Origin of the sequence: Afipia broomeae ATCC 49717, from assembly GCF_000314675.2 — a bacterium.
Lineage (GTDB): Bacteria > Pseudomonadota > Alphaproteobacteria > Rhizobiales > Xanthobacteraceae > Afipia > Afipia broomeae.
On record NZ_KB375282.1, the window covers coordinates 84,946 to 101,064 of the forward strand.

Sequence of the window (16,119 nt, forward strand, 5' to 3'; positions counted from 1 at the left end):
GCCAGCCGAAAGCTGACTCGCCTTGCGTCGTTGGATTAGTTCGGTTTGCCCGCAGTCTTCTTGCACTCGGAGCGGAATTTCTTGCGCTCCTTGCCGTGCAGTCCCTTGGCGTCGGCCTGTTTCGAGCATTCGAGGGAGGCGGCGGTTCGTTCCGCTTTCTCCTTGGGAGCCGCCATCTTGGCTGGCGCGGTTTTGGCCGGCTCCGCCTTGGTTGCAGGCGCAGCCGGAGCTGCAGGCGTCGGGGTTTGCGCGAAGGCGGCACCGGCCAGCATCAGCGAGGCGACGGTGGTGGCAAGGATACGTGAAGGGAGGGTGATCATGGGTGATGTCTCGCGTTTCAGATGGGCGCGAGCCTTGGCCCGCGAGGATGAACCGCTCGTGAACGCCGCAGCGCAGAATGCCCTTCGACGTTCATTATTTTTTGATCGCCGGGCGTGGCAGCGCGTTGAATGCAAATCGGCGTGGGCTAGGATGTGTCGCTTTCGAGATCCCTCATTCAGGAGAGTTCGATGACAATCCGAGCCAATCTGTTGTGTGCGGCGCTGCTGGCTGGTGCGGCGACCTTCGCGGCCATGCCGGCGCAGGCCCTGACCGCCCAGGAATGCAGCGCCAAGTATCAGGCTGCGAAGGCCGCGGGCACCCTTGGCGACCAGAAGTGGAACGACTTCCGGAAGGCCCAGTGCGGCGCCGACGCGACGCCTGCGGCCGCGACAACAGCGCCTCCCAAGGAGGCTCCAAAGGCGGCCGCAGCGCCGAAGGAAGCACCGAAGGCTGCCGCGGCTCCCGCTGCTGCTCCCGCCGCCCCGGCAGGACCCGCAGTCTTCCCGACCGCCGTTGCGCCGAAGTATTCCAGCGAGACCGCTGGCAAGGCGCGCATGCACACCTGCGTCGACCAATATAACGCCAACAAGGCCACCAATGCTAACGGCGGGCTGAAGTGGATTCAGAAGGGCGGCGGCTATTACAGCGAATGCACCAAGCGGCTGAAGGGCTGAGATTGGCTGAACGGTCATGGACCGGCCGGCTGTGAGTCCGGCCGGTCCAGCGCCGCGGCCACCGTCGCGCCGTATGAAGCGGGTGCTCATGGCGCTCGCCGTTATTCTCGTCGCCTACGGCGTGATCGCTTATCTGCTGCTGCCGTCGTTCTGGCGGCACTACGAACATCAGAGGAAACTCGATGGCCTGCCGATGGTGACAGTCACCGCGCAGGGCATTCCCGCCGATCCGATCAATGTCGGGCTGGTCGGATCGTCGAATGACATCCTCTGCGCCATGCGCGAAGCAGGATGGTTTCCAGCCGATCCGGTGACATTGCGCTCCTCGCTGGAAATATCGGGCAGTGTATTGCTCGACAGGCCCTATCCCGACGCGCCGGTCAGTCCGCTGTTTTACGATGGCCGCCGCGAAGATCTCGCTTTCGAGAAGCCGGTCGGCAAGAGCGCCGACCAGCGCCATCACATCCGTTTGTGGATGGTGCTCAAGGACGGCGAAGAGAAGCGCCCGGTCTGGCTCGGCGCGGTGACATTCGACCGCAGTGTCGGGTTCAGTCACTATACCGGCGCGATCACCCATCACATCGCGCCCGATGTCGATGCGGAGCGGCAGTTGATCGAAACCGATCTGCAGGCCGCCGGGATGATCGAGGCGCGCTACACCGTGGCCGGTGTAGGTCCCACACTGCGCGGTCGTAATGGCGAGGGCGATCTTTACTACACCGACGGCGAGGTCTGGGTGCTGCGGCTGGTCGAAGGCTGCATTAAGCGCCACAGGCCTCCAGTCGTTCTGGCAGGACCGGTCGCGAACGCACTCAAGGATACGATCTGGAAGAACATTGCCGACCTTTATCGGCGCTCGCAGCAGTGACGGTGCGTCCATGCATGTGGCGCGATTGACAGCGGCGAGCCGTCTCGCGTGTTATGCAGCGTATCCGCGCCGGAGCCGCCCATGATCGCCAGCCTGAGTGTCATTCTGATCTGTCAGTTGATCGGTGAGGTGATCGTCCGCGGATTGCGGGTGCCTGTGCCGGGGCCGGTGGTGGGCCTGGCACTTCTGTTTGTGGTGCTGATTACGCGCGATCGTTTTCCGATCCTGGCGCGAGGGCCGCTGCGCGACAACGCGGTGGAGGGGGCCGCGAAAGGCATGCTGGCGCATCTGTCGCTGCTGTTCGTCCCGGCAGGCGTCGGCGTGGTGCAGCAGCTCGATCTGCTCGCGCACCACGGTCTTGCAATCTTCGTGATCCTGGCCGCGTCGGTCCTGGTGACTCTGGTTGTCACCGTCGGCACGTTCCTGATTACCAGTCGGCTGATGCGCCGGGGACGCGGCGCGTCATGAGCGGCAATCCGTTTTCGCTGTGGGTGTATCTGTCGCAGACGCCGCTGCTGTGGCTGACCGTGACTCTGGCGGTCTACGCAATCGCCGACGCGGCCTCGCTCGCGAGCCATCGCAACCCGCTGATGAACCCCGTGCTGCACTCGATCTGGATCGTCGGCTTGTTCCTTCACCTGACCGGGACCAGCTACACGACCTATTTCAGCGGCGCGCAGTTCGTGCATTTCCTGCTCGGTCCCGCGACCGTCGCGCTCGCTGTGCCGCTTTATGAAAACCGCAAGACCGTGATGTCGGCGATTATCCCGATGCTGATGGCGCTCGTCGTGGGCTGCATCACCGCCATCGTGTCGGTGGTGCTGTTCGCGGAAGCGGCCGGCTTGCCGCGTGAGATCGTGCTGTCGCTGGCGCCGAAATCGGTGACCGCGGGTGTCGCCATGGGCATCAGCGAAACGCTGGGCGCCAATCCCGCCATCACGGCGGTCGCAACCGTCCTCACCGGCATCATGGGCGCGATCGTGGTGACCCCGACGATGAACCGGCTGGGAATCACCGACTTCCGCGCGCGGGGTTTCGCGGCGGGGCTCGCCTCGCACGGGATCGGCACCGCGCGTGCGTTTCAGGTCGACGAAGTGGCAGGCACATTCGCCGGCATCGCGATGGGACTGAACGCACTGGTGACGTCGCTGCTGGTGCCGGTCGCAGCCACGCTGTTGCTGCGCTGAAAAAGCCCCCGCCGCTGGGCGAGGGCCTTGTTCGTTCGAGCGGAAGTTATGCTGCGCTTTTTTTCTTATAGCGATCGGCAGCCTGCGCCCGTGACAGCTTCGGCGTGAGCGCCTTTCTGGCGGCATCGTAGTTTTCCCATTCCTTCACATCAGGCAGTGACGGGATGGTGATGAGTTCGCCAATGTCGAGGCCAACCAGCGAAGCATCGACCATTTCGTCCGCCTGCATCACGATGCCCTGCGGCAGGTGGGCGACCGGTACGCCTGCAACATCCCAGAAATTCGTTGCGGTCGCGCCCGGCAACACAGCCTGAACCCGAACGCCGCTGTCCTTGAATTCCTTGTGCAGCGCCTGGGTGAAATTGACGACATAAGCCTTGGTGCCGCTGTAGGTGCCGTTGAGCACATCGGTATCGAGCGCCACGATCGATGCGATGTTGATGATGAGCCCGTTCTTGCGGGCGACGAAAGCCGGGGCGGCGGCAAGCGCCAGACGGGTCAGCGCCACGACGTTGAGCTGGATCATCGCATCCATCTGATCGACATCCGAGGTCAGCAGTGGTCCGGCGGAGCCGATGCCGGCATTGTTGATCAGTGCAGTAATGCTCCGGTCGGTTTTCAGGCGCTCCTCCACGCGGCGCAAGTCGGCCTTCGCATTGAGGTCAGCAGGCAAAACCTCGACCCTGCGGCCGGTGGCCTTGGCGAGTTTGGCTGCGAGCGTGTCGAGCTTCGCCTTGTCGCGCGCGACCAGGATGAGGTCGTAGCCACGCCGAGCGAGGCGGTCCGCATAGATCGCGCCGATGCCTGAGGAGGAACCTGTTACGAGAGCCGTACCCTTGTTCTGATGTGCCATTGTCGTGTCCATAGTTTGCTGCTGTCTCCGGCGGAAGGCCGGGCTTGACGGGATCAACCTAGGAGCTTAGGGGTCTGTCTTGAATGTCATAGATACCTCGTTTTAGGACAATGTTGAGAGAGGCGAGCTGGCATGAAGCGCATCGGTCTCGTGATCTTTCCGGGCTTCCAAATCCTTGATCTGGCTGCGATTTCGGTGTTCGAGCTGGCGAACATGGTGGGATATTCGCCGTCCTATGAGATCGAGCTTTTGTCGGAGCGCGGCGGGCCGGTCGCCAGTTCATCGGGCGTCCCGATCGAGACCACAACCTTCAGCGCGGCGAAATTCGACACGGTCCTGGTGACCGGCTGGATGTCGCCCGTTCCAGCATCCGCTGGACTGCTCGCTTTCATGAGTGCGGCGAGCAAGGTGTCGCGGCGGATCGCCAGCATCTGCACCGGTGCCTTTGTGCTCGCGGAAGCTGGCATCCTCGACGGGCGGCGCGCCACCACGCACTGGGCGTTCGCACGGGACATGCAGGCCCGCTTTCCGAAGATCAAAGTTCAGGAAGACAGAATCTTCATCGTCGATGGATCGGTATGGACGTCAGCCGGTATGACATCATGCATCGACCTTTGTCTGGCGATGGTCGAGGACGATCTCGGTACCGACATTGCGCGCGGCATCGCACGCAAGATGGTGGTCTATCATCGCAGGACTGGCGGGCAGTCGCAGTTCTCGGCGCTGCTCGAACTTCAGCCGAAGTCTGACCGCATTCAGGATGCACTCGCTTTCGCAAAGAAAAATCTGAAGACCGATTTGTCGGTCGAGGTGTTGGCGGAAGCCGCGCGGCTCAGTCCGCGCCAGTTCAGCCGTGCGTTCCGCTCGGAAACCGGACAGTCGCCGGCGAAAGCCGTCGAGAACCTCCGTGTCGAAGCGGCGCGCCTCATGATGGAGGAGGCACAGCATCCCGTTGATGTGATCGCGCGCGAGACCGGGTTTTCCGATCCCGAGCGGATGCGCCGTGCATTCCTGCGGGCATTCGGCCAGCCGCCTCAGGCGATCAAGCGCGCGGCGCGGAGGGCGGCTGCCTAGGCCCACGGAGATCTGTGAGGCTCCGGTTCAACCGTGATGTCTGCGCGTTCGCGTCAAGGAAGTTCCTGACCTTTATTATTTTTTGCGTGCCGCGCTCAGGAACAACTGCTTCCCTTCAAAGGTTGCTCCACAAGTTTATGTGGAGATTAGAGATGTTGTTCCTCATGCCGCGTGTAATGACAAGTATTGCCTTGTCCATCTTTTGGTCGGCGATGACCTTGAATCAGAATGCTGGCGTTCCCGCTGTGAAGTCTGGCGTGGAAGACGACGCATCGGCGCGACAATAGGAAATTTGCCTCCGGCGATCGAATGCGCAGCTTGGTCAGTGGCCGCATCATCGGAGCGTAGGTCTGCCATGCGCGCGCGAAATGAAGAGAAAAAACGCAAGCTGTGATAACGCGTCAAAACCCTTGATGCAGACTCCGGAGCTTGCGTGATGTCCTCCTCGCTTTTCTCTCCCCTGAAAGTCGGGCCGTATCAGCTCAGCCACCGCGTCGTCATGGCTCCGCTGACCCGGATGCGGGCCGCGCAGCAGGATAACGCGCCGCATCCGTTGAACCTCGAATACTACCAGCAGCGCGCCACGCAGGGCGGCTTGATTATCGCCGAAGCATCGCCGGTCGTTCAAACCGGACGAGGGAATCCCAGAACGCCGGGCATCTATTCGCGCGAGCAGATTGCTGGATGGCGCGAAATCACCGATGCGGTTCATGCCAAGGGCGGCATCATCTTCCTGCAGCTCTGGCACGTCGGGCGTGTCTCGCACTCCTCGTTCCAGCCCGGCGGGGCCTTGCCGGTCGCGCCGTCAGCGGTTCCGATCTCCGGCAATTTCACCGCCATGACCGCCGATGGAAAGCAGGTGCCTTACGAGACGCCGCGGGCGCTCGAAACCGGCGAGATCGCGGGAATCGTCGACAGCTTCCGCGAGGGAGCGCGGAACGCGCAGGAAGCCGGGTTCGACGGCGTCGAGATCCATGGCGCGAACGGCTATCTGCTTGAGCAGTTTCTTCAGTCGCGCATCAACCAGCGGACAGATGCGTACGGCGGATCGATCGAGAACCGCGCACGTCTGCTCGCCGAAGTCACCGATGCTGCCATTGGCGTCTGGGGCGCCGATCGTGTGGCCGTGCGTCTGTCGCCTTACGGTGTCGCCAACGACACCGGCGAGGCCGATCCAATGCCGCTCTACAGCCATGTGGTGCGGATGCTGGGCACGCGCGGTCTGGCCTATCTGCATTTCATCGAGCCGCGCAGCAGCGGCGCAGGCCGTGCCGAGGTCAATCATCAGAACGTGCCGTCGGCGATGGAGTTGTTCAGGCCGCTCTGGCCGGGCGTCCTGATCACGGCGGGTGGCTTCACCGGTGAGACCGCAGAAAATGCCATCGCATCAGGCAAGGCGGATGCGGTCGCTTTCGGCCGTCACTTTATTTCGAATCCGGATCTGCCGCTTCGCCTCAAACGCAAGTCGCCGCTCACGCCGTACAATCGGGCGACGTTTTACGGCGGCGCGGAAGCGGGCTACACGGATTATCCGTTCCATCAGGAAGCCTGAGCGCGAACGCTTACGGATCGAGCTCGGTATCAAAGCAGGGAGTGACTTCTCTCCCTGCAACGCCGCGAGCGACTGGCCATTAAGCCGGAATCCTACGGGTCGAGTTCGGTGTCCCAGTAGAGATAGTCGAGCCAGCTTTCGTGCAGGTAGTTCGGCGGGAACAGCCGGCCGTTGCGGTGAAGCTGGTGCACCGTCGGCGCGAACGGCATCTGGCGCGGATGCATTTTCGCCTGCGCCATCGTCATGTTGCCCTTGCGCAGGTTGCACGGCGAGCATGCCGCGACGACGTTTTCCCACGTGGTCTGGCCGCCGCGGGAGCGCGGGATGATGTGATCGAAGGTCAGGTCTTCCTGCGAGGTGCAATACTGGCAGGAGAAGCGGTCGCGCAGGAAAACATTGAACCGGGTGAAGGCGGGATGCGTCGTCGGCTTCACGAACGACTTGAGCGAAACCACGCTCGGCAGCCGCATCTCGAAGGTCGGGCTGTGAACCGCGTGGTCGTAATTGGCGACGATATTGACGCGGTCGAGAAACACGGCCTTGACAGCGTCCTGCCAGGACCACAGCGAGAGTGGATAGTAGCTCAGCGGCCGGAAGTCCGCATTCAGCACGAGGACCGGCCAACCGCCTTGTGACACATGTGCGTTCAAGTAACGCTCCTGGCCCCAACCCCAATTGGCTGCGAAGCAGCTTGGGATGACATACTACAGGCAGCGTGACGGGATTGTGAAGAGCGTTTCCGCTCACCTGCCGGTGAGCGCTTCGCCTCAATCGGCCATCGACAGCATGTGCGCTTGTGCCGGTTTTACGCGGCCTTTGAGCGTATCCAGGTAAACCTGCTGGACCGCGTCGGAACCCCGGCTTTCGATCACATCGAGCTTGGGGCCCATCGCGGCGGTGAAGCCGGACCAGACCGCGCCGAATCGCTGGTCGATTCCTCCGGGACCCCATTCCTTGGCGCGCTTGCGAATCTGGTCCGGCGCAAAGAACCATGTCGGCTTGGCGCCGGGCAGGGCGTCGTCGTCAGGCGCTGCATCCTGATGGGTCAGGCCGACCCGTCCGCTGTAAACCAACTGGCCGCCGAAGTGCCTGTGCAGCCGGGTGCGCAGATCGGGATTGCCCGCCATATCGACGAAGGCGACCGGCTGATCCGCGGGAATGGTCTCGATGTTGTCGTATATCACGACCTCGTCGTAACAGCCGAGCGATGTGACGAAGTCCCTATTCCCCGCCGCCGTGAGTCCGATCACGCGCACCGGCTTGCGGTGGCTGTGCAGCAGCCACGCCAGCCCGAACGCGGTCTTGCTCGATGCGCTGGAAAGGATCACGGTTTTCGCGCCGAAGAAGTCCTTGTCGGCGAGGAAATCGTCCACCAGGAACGAGAGCATGAACAGCGGCCGCAGCAGCGCCTGATAGTCGCCTTCGCGGCCCTCGAAGGCGGGATCGCCGGTGACGCGGGCATAGGTATTGTAAACCGGCGAAACGCTCTGCCGGTGCGCGGCGGCATCGCGAAAACCTGCTTTCCTGACGTCGGCGGCTTCGATCACGAGATGCGTCGCCATCGGCAGATAGCCGAACAGCACTTCGCCCGCCGCGATCTCCGGATGACGCGATTCGATGACCCGGCCGAATCCCCAGACCGGAATGTTGCCGAAGCCCTCGGGTGTCGGAAACAGATGCCAGTACTTCAACTGGTCGCCGAGCATCGCGTAGGTGATGTTGTTCGCGGTGAATGCGAAACGCTCGACCTTCACCAGCAAGCCATCCTCGGGTAATTGCATCACGCCTGGCAGCGGCGTCTCGATCAGCCTGCACTTCGCCAGATCGTTCCGCTCCACAATGAATTGAGTGGACGATGTCATTTCCGCGCTCCCGTTGTCTTCGCTGCTTTCTTTGGTAGCGCATTCTTCGCCGGCTTCGCTGACGCTTTTGCGACGCGGGATTTGTTTAAAACGCCCTTGGTGTTTGAAACGGTTTTCGCTTTTGCAGGTTTCTTCTTGGTGGTCGTTTTTGGCGACGCTGTAGCTGTTCCTGCGATCACGCCTTCGCGCTTCTTGATAGCGTGATAGTACGACCACCACAGATGCGCGGCTGCGCCGCGAAACGGCCGCCACGGCTCCGCCAGCGGATGCATCTCCTTGACCGTTGGCCGCGACTTCAAGGCGAGGCCGATGCGCATCGCCTCCTGAATGGCAAGATCGCCCGCCGGCCATGCATCGCCGTGACCGAGACAGAACAGCAGATAGATGTCCGCGGTCCATGGTCCGATGCCGTGCAGCTTCGTCAGGGTCGCATGGGCGGCGTCCGCGTCTTCCTCCGCGAGCACTTCGAGGTTGAGCCGTTCCTCGCTTAATTCGCGCGCAATGAATTTCAGCGATTTGATTTTCGCCGCAGACAAGCCGAGACGTCCGAGCCGGTCCGCGCGTGCGCTCTTGAGCTTGTCATGATGAAAGGGATCGAACGTCGTGCTGACACGGCCCCAGATGGCGGCGGCGGCTTTTGTCGACAACTGCTGTCCGCAGACGATGGCCGCGAGACCTGCGAAGCCGGGCTCGCGCCTCCGCAGGTTCGGCATCCCGGCGACATCGAGCACGGGGCCGAGCCGGGGATCGAAACGGACCAGCGCATGGACCGCGTCTTCAAGGTCCGCTTGCGTGTTGAGATGGACTGTCATTGGTTTTGTGAGCATGAAGGGAATCGGACGCGAGTGCAATTGCCGGGGCACGATGCGTCGAACAGGATCGAACCATGCCGCCACCCGTTTTCCGTTTCGCGCCAAGTCCGAATGGATTTCTTCATCTTGGACATGCGCGCTCGGCGCTGCTGAACTTCGATCTCGCCCGGCAAAGTGGCGGGCGGTTGCTGCTGCGCATCGAAGACATCGACACCACCCGCTGCCGGCCCGAATACGAGCAGGCGATCTATGAGGATCTCGCGTGGCTGGGCCTGACATGGGAAGAGCCGGTGCGGCGGCAGTCGGAGCACCTCGCGCTCTATCGCGAGGCCGTCGATCGCCTGATGCGCGAGGGCCTGCTGTATCCCGCATTCGAGAGCCGCGCAGAAATCGCCCGGCTGGTCGATGCGAAGGACCGGGCGGGACCATGGCCGCGCGATCCCGATGGCGCTCCGGTCTATCCCGGAACCGGCAGGCATCTGGCGATCGACGAGCGTGATCGAAGCCTGTCGTCGGGAGCGCCCTACGCCTTGCGGCTCGATATGGACGCGGCGGCGGCGCGTGCCGATCCCTTGTTCTGGACGGAGCGAGGCGCCGGTCCGGGTGGCGAGACCGGACAGGTGCCGGCAAAGCCCGAGCAATGGGGCGACGTCATCCTGGCCCGCAAGGACACGCCGACGAGTTACCATCTGTCGGTTGTGATCGACGACGCCCTGCAAGGCATCACCGATGTCGTGCGGGGCCAGGACCTGTTCTGGGCGACCGGCGTGCACCGGCTGTTGCAGGAATTACTCGGGCTGCCGCAGCCGGTTTACCGCCACCATGGCCTCGTGCTGGACGAGGCAGGACAGAAGCTGTCGAAATCGACGCGGTCCACGGCGCTCCGGGATTTGCGGGCCGGTGGGACGACACCGGCGCAGGTGCGGCGTCTTGTTGGTATTAACCCCGCTTAAACCCGCCGTAGCGTGACTCGGCAGCCTCCGACATGTCATGTTGGAGGCTGGATGGGTGGGGAATCATGGCGGCGAAATCGCGCGTCAAGCGTAGCCTGGAGTCGCGCGTCAAGCGCGGCGCCAAGACGCCTGCGCGGAAGACGCGTGGGGCGAAGCCGGTTGCCTCGAAAAAGGCGGCCGTCAAAAAGGCTGCTGCGAAGCGGAGGGTCAAACAGCCGGCTTCGGAATCGCGGATCGTCGAGACGGCGCTGGCGGCCTTCGCCCACGAAGTCCGCACTCCGCTGACCGGCATTCTGGCAATCAGTTCACTGCTGGCGACATCCGAACTCGGTGAGCGCGAGCGGCGCTGGGTGGATACGATCAAGGTCGGTGCGGAGCATCTCGCCGCACTGGCCACCTTGTTCGTCGATGCGGCGCGCCACGACACCACCGGGCTGGCGGTGCGCCAAGACTTTTTCGATCTTCAGGCGCTGTCACGGGCGATGGGGGATTCCCTGGCTGGGCGTGCCGCGGCGAAGGGGCTGCAATCGCAGGTCGAGATCGCGGCAAAACTGCCGGTCTTTGTGACCGGCGATCCGGTGCGCCTGCGGGCGGCGCTGGAAAACCTGATCGACAACGCCGTCAAGTTTACCCAGCAGGGCACGGTGGCCCTCGACGTTTCGGCCAGCGCAGGCCCAGGCGACAGACTGGATGTGACGTTCTCGGTCTCCGACAGTGGCATCGGTCTTTCGCTCGCGGAGATCAAGCGGCTGTTCAAACCTTTCTCGCAGGCGAATGTCAGCATCGCGTCGCGTTTCGGCGGTGCGGGCCTTGGATTGTCGTCGGTCAAGCAACTCGCCCGCGCCATGGGCGGCGACATCACGGCAAGCCAGCGAGCGGGCGGCGGCATGACATTCGTGCTGACCGTTGCGCTCAAGCGGGCGAAGGCGCTGAAGCCACCGGCGCCGGGATCGGATGTGCCGCGCGCGTCGCGAGGTCTTCGCATCCTGAGCATTGAAGACAATCCATTCGGCCGCGTCGTGCTCAACGCCATTCTGACCGAGCTCGGCCATCAGACCGAATTCATCGGACGCGGCGAGGCGGCGCCGGAGCGGATCGCGCAGGGCGACTTTGATGCGGTGCTGATGGACATGGTGCTTCCGGGCATCGACGGCGTTGAAGCGATCCGGCGCGTCCGGGCGCTTGAAGGACGTTGCGGGCGTATCGCCATTATCGGCGTTTCGGGGCGAGCAGATGATGAGCAGGCCTCGCTCGCCGCCGGCGCCGATGCGTTCCTGACCAAACCGGTCAGCCCGCGCGCGCTGGCGACGGCGCTTCTTCAGGCGACGCAGCGTTCTGCCACTTGACGATCGAGGCGTTGAGTTCACCGCCGTAAACGAAAATCGCCGCGATGAAATACAGAAACACCAGCGCGATCATCACCGACGCCAGGCCGGCATAGGTCGTGACGTAGTTGCTGGCGAAACGCGCGAGGTACTGGCCAAACACCACGCCGGAGACGAGCGATCCGATCATCGTGAAGACAATGCCCGGCATAATCTCGCGCATGCGGCGCGTTCCGGCCGGCAGCCACTTGTGCAGGATCACAAGCGTCACGATCAGCGCGACAATGGTCAGCCCGAAGCGCAGGATCGTAAACAGATCTTCGTTCGGTTCGATCCGAAGCGGAATGTGGCGCCGCGCGGCGGCCAGGATCAGCGGACCCAGCACGATCAGGAACGCCATCGCCAGTGAGGTCACGGCGGCGACCATGGTGTAGCCGATCGATTCCAGCCGTAGCCAGTACCAGCTCCGCTTTTCGACGACGCCATAGGCCCGGTTCAGCCCGACGCGCAGACTTTCGACACCGTTCGATGCGAAGTACAGCGCGAGCACGACGCCGACGGTGAAAACACCGCTATGCGATTGGGTCAGCACGTTATGGATTTCGCCGGACAACGCATCGGCGACCTGCGTGGGCCACGTCTCCAGCATCATTTCGGCAGCCCGGTCGGCCAGTTCCTTCGATCCGAACACCCCGGCAAGGGAGGTGATCACGATCAGGAAGGGAAACAGCGCCATCAGCGCCGATAGTGCGATATGGCTCGCGATCGCCCAGCCATCATCGGCCAGGAACGTGTAGAACGCATCGAGTGCGACATTGAAAGCGTCTCGGATCAGCCTCACGTGCCACCCTGATTCATTGCCCCCAAGATGTAACGCGCCGGGCACTTAAAGTCATGTCCGGTTGAGGAAGTTCTCTCCAGCACTTTCAGGCAGGCGATGGCGCGAGGCCATCGGGAGTGTTATGTACCCCTCATGACAACGTTCCTCTCGAACATAGCTCTCCCCATTGCATTGGCCGCGGTCACGATTGTGCTGCTGCTCGGCCTGTTCAACATGATGCGCGGCGGCTCGCCCAACACCTCGCAACGATTGATGCGGCTGCGCGTGCTTTTTCAGTTCATCGCCATCGTCATCGCCATGCTCGCCGTCTGGGCGCTCGGCAAGAGCTGATCGGCGGAGGCGGACGGGACTTCAACAGTTACAATGGATCGACGCGATGGTCATTCTGAACCGGATTTATACGCGCACCGGCGATGACGGGACGACAGCGCTCGGCAGCGGCGAGCGCCGCCCGAAATACGATCTTCGCGTCAGCGCCTATGGAACTGTCGATGAAACCAACGCCGTGATCGGCGTGGCCCGTCTTCATCTGGCGCAGGCCCCGGTCATCGATGCCATGCTCGGACGGGTGCAGAACGACCTGTTCGATCTCGGCGCCGATCTGGCTGTTCCGCAGCGGGAGGGCAAGGCCGAGCGGCTGCGCGTGCTGGCCACGCAGGTTGAGCGTCTGGAGCAGGACATCGACGCGCTCAATGCCGATCTGGCGCCGCTGAACTCGTTTATTTTGCCTGGCGGAACACCCGCCGCCGCTCACTTGCATCTGGCCCGCACCGTCTGCCGCCGGGCGGAACGCATGGTGGTGGAACTGGCATCCCAGCCCAACGAGCCGGTGAGCGATGCAGCCGTGCAGTATCTGAACCGGCTGTCCGATTTCCTGTTCGTGGCGGGCCGCGCGGTCAATGATAACGGGGCCCGCGACGTGCTTTGGGTGCCGGGCCAAAACCGCTGAGCGGAGATATTAGGTATACCTTCCTTGTTTTCCAATTTTCGCGCGTTGACCCGGATTGGCGGGACCATTAGGTTCCGCCGCCAACCGCTTTAGAGTGGATGTGATCAACCATTTAAGGACGAAAGGGAACCGATGAAGGTTCTGGTGCCGGTTAAGCGCGTCGTTGACTACAACGTCAAAATTCGCGTCAAGAGCGACGGGACGGGTGTCGAACTCGCCAACGTCAAGATGTCGATGAATCCGTTCGACGAAATCGCCGTCGAGGAAGCCCTGCGCCTGAAAGAGGCCGGCAAGGCGACCGAGGTCGTGGTGGTGTCGATCGGACCTGCGCAGGCGTCGGAGACGATCCGCACCGGCCTCGCCATGGGCGCCGACCGCGGCATCCTCGTGAAGACCGACAGCAACGTCGAGCCGCTTAACGTCGCCAAGATTCTCAAGGCCGTCGCGGACGAAGAAAAGCCGGGCCTGATCATTCTCGGCAAGCAGGCGATTGACGACGACAGCAACCAGACCGGCCAGATGCTGGCAGCATTGCTCGGCTGGGCGCAGGCAACCTTCGCATCGAAGCTCGAAGTCGACGGATCGGACTTCAAGGTCACGCGCGAGGTCGACGGCGGCCTTCAGACCGTCAAGGTCAAGGGGCCGGCGATCGTCACCACCGACCTGCGTCTCAACGAGCCGCGCTATGCGAGCCTTCCCAACATCATGAAGGCGAAGAAGAAGCCGATCGACGAGAAGGCTGCCGACAGTTTCGGTGTTGATCTGTCGCCGCGTCTCGAAGTTCTCAAGACAACCGAGCCTCCGGGCCGCAAGGCGGGCGTCAAGGTCAAGGACGTCGCTGAGCTGGTGTCGAAACTCAAGGAAGCGGGGGCGCTCTGATGGCCACGTTGCTGATTGCTGAACACGATAACGCATCGATCAAGGACGCCACCAACAAGGCGCTGACCGCTGCCGCCGCGCTCGGCGGCGATGTGGACGTGCTGGTGGCAGGCGAAGGCGCCAAGGGCGCGGCTGAAGCTGCTGCGAAGCTCAAGGGCGTCCGCAAGGTGCTGCTGGCCGACAACGCCGCCTATGCGCACGATCTGGCCGAGCCGCTGGCTGCGCTGATTGTCTCGCTTGCAGGTCCGTACGACGCCATCGTTGCGCCGGCGACCACCCGCTACAAGAACACGCTGCCGCGTGTTGCGGCCCTCCTCGACGTGGCGCAGATCTCCGAGATCATCAAGGTGGTGTCGCCCGACACGTTCGAGCGGCCGATCTATGCCGGCAACGCGATCCAGACCGTGAAGTCGAAGGACGCCAAGAAGGTCATCACCGTCCGCACCTCGACCTTCGGTGCGACCGGCGACGGCGGCAGCGCATCGATCGACAACGCGGCGGCCGCGGCCGATCCGGCCCTGTCGAGCTTTGTCGGCGAGGAAGTCGCCAAGAGCGATCGTCCGGAACTGACCTCGGCGAAGATCATCGTCTCCGGCGGCCGCGCCATGCAGAGCCGCGAGAACTTCACCAAGTACATCGAGCCGCTGGCGGACAAGCTCGGCGCCGGCGTCGGTGCTTCGCGCGCCGCGGTCGACGCAGGCTATGCCCCGAACGACTGGCAGGTCGGCCAGACCGGCAAGGTGGTCGCGCCTGAACTGTACATCGCCATCGGTATTTCCGGAGCGATCCAGCATCTGGCCGGCATGAAGGACTCCAAGGTGATCGTCGCGATCAACAAGGACGAAGACGCGCCGATCTTCCAGGTCGCGGATTTCGGTCTGGTCGCCGATCTCTATCAGGCGGTTCCTGAACTCACTGCCGCCCTTTAAGATCGACATCCGGGCGCACGATGCGCCCGGAACCTGCTATGTTGGGCGCTCGGGCGGGAATTCCGAAACCCCGACAGGTGTTTGACGTAATATTAAAGGGGATGCGGCAAGGTCATTGCCGCATCCAGCGATAGCGAGCACAGAGACCGGAAGCGAATGGCAGCGATCAAGACGGTTGGTGTGATTGGATCGGGGCAGATGGGCAACGGCATTGCGCATGTTGCCGCGCTCGCTGGCTTTAACGTGGTCCTCTACGATGTGTCCGCCGATCGCCTGAAGTCCGCGATGGCCACCATCAACGGCAATCTGACTCGTCAGGTCGCCAAGAAGACCATCACCGAAGACGCGCACAAGAAGGCGCTCACCAGGATCACCTCGTCCGATAGCCTCGACGGGCTGGCCGCCTGCGATCTCGTGATCGAGACCGCGGTCGAGAAGGAAGAGATCAAGCGCAAGATTTTCCACGATCTGTGCGCCGTGCTGAAGCCCGAGGCGATCATCGCGTCGAATACGTCGTCGATCTCGATTACCCGGCTTGCGGCCACGACGGACCGGCCCGAGAAATTCATCGGCATCCATTTCATGAACCCGGTTCCGGTGATGGAGCTGGCTGAACTGATCCGCGGCATCGCCACCGACGATGCGACGTTCGACGCCGCGCGCGAATTCGTCACCGCGATGGGCAAGCAGATTGCCGTCTCGGAAGACTTCCCGGCCTTCATCGTCAACCGCATCCTGCTGCCGATGATCAACGAGGCGATCTACACGCTGTACGAAGGCGTCGGAAACGTCGAAGCGATCGACGCGGCGATGAAACTCGGCGCGCATCATCCGATGGGCCCGCTGGAGCTGGCCGACTTCATCGGCCTCGATACCTGTCTGTCCATCATGCAGGTGCTGCACGAAGGACTGGCGGATTCGAAGTATCGCCCTTGCCCGCTGCTGGTGAAGTATGTTGAAGCCGGCTGGCTCGGCCGCAAATCGCAGCGCGGCTTCTACGACTATCGCGGCGACAAGCCAGTCCCGACGCGCTAATCCGC

19 protein-coding genes are annotated in these 16,119 nt (G+C 62.8%); 13 read left to right on the plus strand and 6 right to left on the minus strand.

Going from position 1 to position 16,119, the window contains the following annotated elements; genetic code table 11:
* Positions 1 to 35 precede the first annotated feature (35 nt).
* Positions 36 to 320 carry a PsiF family protein gene (locus tag HMPREF9695_RS00405; RefSeq protein ID WP_006018777.1) on the minus strand — a complete coding sequence of 95 codons (285 nt, stop codon included), beginning with the start codon at positions 318 to 320 and terminating at the stop codon, positions 36 to 38.
* A gap of 189 nt (positions 321 to 509) precedes the next feature.
* Between HMPREF9695_RS00405 and HMPREF9695_RS00410 the strand changes: the two genes are divergently transcribed.
* The 4 genes from HMPREF9695_RS00410 to HMPREF9695_RS00425 all read left to right on the plus strand — a co-directional run bounded on the left by HMPREF9695_RS00410 (position 510) and on the right by HMPREF9695_RS00425 (position 3,050).
* Positions 510 to 995 carry a hypothetical protein gene (locus HMPREF9695_RS00410; protein ID WP_006018778.1) on the plus strand — a complete coding sequence of 162 codons (486 nt, stop codon included), beginning with the start codon at positions 510 to 512 and terminating at the stop codon, positions 993 to 995.
* A gap of 73 nt (positions 996 to 1,068) precedes the next feature.
* A complete protein-coding gene (locus HMPREF9695_RS00415) occupies positions 1,069 to 1,863 on the plus strand; it encodes an LssY C-terminal domain-containing protein (RefSeq protein WP_208856372.1) in 795 nt (264 codons plus the stop codon).
* Between the two features lie 81 nt (positions 1,864 to 1,944).
* Positions 1,945 to 2,331 carry a CidA/LrgA family protein gene (locus HMPREF9695_RS00420; protein ID WP_006018780.1) on the plus strand — a complete coding sequence of 129 codons (387 nt, stop codon included), beginning with the start codon at positions 1,945 to 1,947 and terminating at the stop codon, positions 2,329 to 2,331.
* A complete protein-coding gene (locus HMPREF9695_RS00425; RefSeq protein ID WP_006018781.1) occupies positions 2,328 to 3,050 on the plus strand; it encodes an LrgB family protein in 723 nt (240 codons plus the stop codon). The genes HMPREF9695_RS00420 and HMPREF9695_RS00425 overlap by 4 nt, the downstream gene beginning before the upstream one ends.
* Before the next feature lie 46 nt (positions 3,051 to 3,096).
* On the opposite strand, the gene HMPREF9695_RS00430 is transcribed toward HMPREF9695_RS00425, so the two are convergent.
* On the minus strand, positions 3,097 to 3,903 hold the full coding sequence (locus HMPREF9695_RS00430) for an SDR family NAD(P)-dependent oxidoreductase (protein WP_006018782.1): 807 nt from the start codon (positions 3,901 to 3,903) through the stop codon (positions 3,097 to 3,099).
* Between the two features lie 132 nt (positions 3,904 to 4,035).
* Here HMPREF9695_RS00430 and HMPREF9695_RS00435 point away from each other — a divergent pair, with 132 nt between their 5' ends.
* Positions 4,036 to 4,977, plus strand: coding sequence for a GlxA family transcriptional regulator (locus tag HMPREF9695_RS00435; protein ID WP_006018783.1), 942 nt, complete (start codon positions 4,036 to 4,038; stop codon positions 4,975 to 4,977).
* A 436-nt stretch (positions 4,978 to 5,413) separates the two neighbouring features.
* The gene (locus HMPREF9695_RS00445; RefSeq protein ID WP_006018784.1) at positions 5,414 to 6,529 is read left to right on the plus strand and encodes an alkene reductase; all 1,116 of its coding nucleotides are present in this window, start codon (positions 5,414 to 5,416) and stop codon (positions 6,527 to 6,529) included.
* A gap of 92 nt (positions 6,530 to 6,621) precedes the next feature.
* Here the strand turns inward: HMPREF9695_RS00445 and HMPREF9695_RS00450 are convergent, their stop codons facing one another.
* The 3 genes from HMPREF9695_RS00450 to HMPREF9695_RS00460 form a co-directional block, all read right to left on the minus strand.
* Positions 6,622 to 7,179, minus strand: a complete 558-nt coding sequence (locus tag HMPREF9695_RS00450; protein ID WP_006018785.1) for an HNH endonuclease — start codon at positions 7,177 to 7,179, stop codon at positions 6,622 to 6,624.
* Between the two features lie 117 nt (positions 7,180 to 7,296).
* Positions 7,297 to 8,391 (minus strand): DUF2855 family protein, encoded by a 1,095-nt coding sequence (locus tag HMPREF9695_RS00455; RefSeq protein ID WP_006018786.1) that lies wholly within the window; start codon positions 8,389 to 8,391, stop codon positions 7,297 to 7,299.
* Positions 8,388 to 9,203, minus strand: a complete 816-nt coding sequence (locus HMPREF9695_RS00460; protein WP_006018787.1) for a DNA-3-methyladenine glycosylase family protein — start codon at positions 9,201 to 9,203, stop codon at positions 8,388 to 8,390. Before HMPREF9695_RS00460 ends, HMPREF9695_RS00455 begins: the two co-directional genes overlap by 4 nt.
* A gap of 74 nt (positions 9,204 to 9,277) precedes the next feature.
* Between HMPREF9695_RS00460 and gluQRS the strand changes: the two genes are divergently transcribed.
* Both gluQRS and HMPREF9695_RS00470 read left to right on the plus strand, forming a co-directional pair.
* The gene (gene gluQRS, locus HMPREF9695_RS00465; RefSeq protein ID WP_006018788.1) at positions 9,278 to 10,156 is read left to right on the plus strand and encodes a tRNA glutamyl-Q(34) synthetase GluQRS; all 879 of its coding nucleotides are present in this window, start codon (positions 9,278 to 9,280) and stop codon (positions 10,154 to 10,156) included.
* Between the two features lie 65 nt (positions 10,157 to 10,221).
* The gene (locus HMPREF9695_RS00470; protein ID WP_006018789.1) at positions 10,222 to 11,502 is read left to right on the plus strand and encodes an ATP-binding protein; all 1,281 of its coding nucleotides are present in this window, start codon (positions 10,222 to 10,224) and stop codon (positions 11,500 to 11,502) included.
* Here HMPREF9695_RS00470 and HMPREF9695_RS00475 read toward each other — a convergent pair.
* Complete coding sequence (locus tag HMPREF9695_RS00475; RefSeq protein ID WP_006018790.1) at positions 11,444 to 12,322, minus strand: YihY/virulence factor BrkB family protein; 879 nt, start codon at positions 12,320 to 12,322, stop codon at positions 11,444 to 11,446. The two genes, HMPREF9695_RS00470 and HMPREF9695_RS00475, sit on opposite strands and share 59 nt — an antisense overlap.
* A 132-nt stretch (positions 12,323 to 12,454) precedes the next feature.
* Here HMPREF9695_RS00475 and HMPREF9695_RS00480 point away from each other — a divergent pair, with 132 nt between their 5' ends.
* The 5 genes from HMPREF9695_RS00480 (at position 12,455) to HMPREF9695_RS00500 (ending at position 16,114) form a co-directional block, all read left to right on the plus strand.
* Entirely contained in the window at positions 12,455 to 12,652 is a 198-nt protein-coding gene (locus HMPREF9695_RS00480; RefSeq protein ID WP_024919540.1) for a twin transmembrane helix small protein, read from the plus strand.
* 46 nt (positions 12,653 to 12,698) lie between these two features.
* Positions 12,699 to 13,271 carry a cob(I)yrinic acid a,c-diamide adenosyltransferase gene (locus HMPREF9695_RS00485; protein ID WP_006018792.1) on the plus strand — a complete coding sequence of 191 codons (573 nt, stop codon included), beginning with the start codon at positions 12,699 to 12,701 and terminating at the stop codon, positions 13,269 to 13,271.
* Positions 13,272 to 13,403: 132 nt separating this feature from the next.
* Positions 13,404 to 14,150, plus strand: a complete 747-nt coding sequence (locus HMPREF9695_RS00490; RefSeq protein ID WP_006018793.1) for an electron transfer flavoprotein subunit beta/FixA family protein — start codon at positions 13,404 to 13,406, stop codon at positions 14,148 to 14,150.
* The gene (locus HMPREF9695_RS00495; protein ID WP_006018794.1) at positions 14,150 to 15,079 is read left to right on the plus strand and encodes an electron transfer flavoprotein subunit alpha/FixB family protein; all 930 of its coding nucleotides are present in this window, start codon (positions 14,150 to 14,152) and stop codon (positions 15,077 to 15,079) included. The genes HMPREF9695_RS00490 and HMPREF9695_RS00495 overlap by 1 nt, the downstream gene beginning before the upstream one ends.
* Before the next feature lie 156 nt (positions 15,080 to 15,235).
* Positions 15,236 to 16,114, plus strand: a complete 879-nt coding sequence (locus HMPREF9695_RS00500; RefSeq protein WP_006018795.1) for a 3-hydroxybutyryl-CoA dehydrogenase — start codon at positions 15,236 to 15,238, stop codon at positions 16,112 to 16,114.
* The last annotated feature ends 5 nt before the right edge of the window (positions 16,115 to 16,119 follow it).

Bases quoted from the DNA above. Each gene is read 5' to 3' on its own strand.
- HMPREF9695_RS00435 (WP_006018783.1), top strand. From the start codon at position 4,036: ATGAAGCGCATCGGTCTCGTGATCTTTCCGGGCTTCCAAATCCTTGAT.
- HMPREF9695_RS00410 (WP_006018778.1), top strand. From the start codon at position 510: ATGACAATCCGAGCCAATCTGTTGTGTGCGGCGCTGCTGGCTGGTGCG.
- HMPREF9695_RS00495 (WP_006018794.1), top strand. From the start codon at position 14,150: ATGGCCACGTTGCTGATTGCTGAACACGATAACGCATCGATCAAGGAC.
- HMPREF9695_RS00490 (WP_006018793.1), top strand. From the start codon at position 13,404: ATGAAGGTTCTGGTGCCGGTTAAGCGCGTCGTTGACTACAACGTCAAA.
- HMPREF9695_RS00425 (WP_006018781.1), top strand. From the start codon at position 2,328: ATGAGCGGCAATCCGTTTTCGCTGTGGGTGTATCTGTCGCAGACGCCG.
- HMPREF9695_RS00460 (WP_006018787.1), bottom strand. From the start codon at position 9,203: ATGACAGTCCATCTCAACACGCAAGCGGACCTTGAAGACGCGGTCCAT.
- HMPREF9695_RS00500 (WP_006018795.1), top strand. From the start codon at position 15,236: ATGGCAGCGATCAAGACGGTTGGTGTGATTGGATCGGGGCAGATGGGC.
- HMPREF9695_RS00420 (WP_006018780.1), top strand. From the start codon at position 1,945: ATGATCGCCAGCCTGAGTGTCATTCTGATCTGTCAGTTGATCGGTGAG.
- HMPREF9695_RS00470 (WP_006018789.1), top strand. From the start codon at position 10,222: ATGGCGGCGAAATCGCGCGTCAAGCGTAGCCTGGAGTCGCGCGTCAAG.
- HMPREF9695_RS00405 (WP_006018777.1), bottom strand. From the start codon at position 320: ATGATCACCCTCCCTTCACGTATCCTTGCCACCACCGTCGCCTCGCTG.
- HMPREF9695_RS00445 (WP_006018784.1), top strand. From the start codon at position 5,414: ATGTCCTCCTCGCTTTTCTCTCCCCTGAAAGTCGGGCCGTATCAGCTC.
- HMPREF9695_RS00430 (WP_006018782.1), bottom strand. From the start codon at position 3,903: ATGGCACATCAGAACAAGGGTACGGCTCTCGTAACAGGTTCCTCCTCA.
- HMPREF9695_RS00455 (WP_006018786.1), bottom strand. From the start codon at position 8,391: ATGACATCGTCCACTCAATTCATTGTGGAGCGGAACGATCTGGCGAAG.
- HMPREF9695_RS00485 (WP_006018792.1), top strand. From the start codon at position 12,699: ATGGTCATTCTGAACCGGATTTATACGCGCACCGGCGATGACGGGACG.
- HMPREF9695_RS00480 (WP_024919540.1), top strand. From the start codon at position 12,455: ATGACAACGTTCCTCTCGAACATAGCTCTCCCCATTGCATTGGCCGCG.
- gluQRS (WP_006018788.1), top strand. From the start codon at position 9,278: ATGCCGCCACCCGTTTTCCGTTTCGCGCCAAGTCCGAATGGATTTCTT.
- HMPREF9695_RS00415 (WP_208856372.1), top strand. From the start codon at position 1,069: ATGAAGCGGGTGCTCATGGCGCTCGCCGTTATTCTCGTCGCCTACGGC.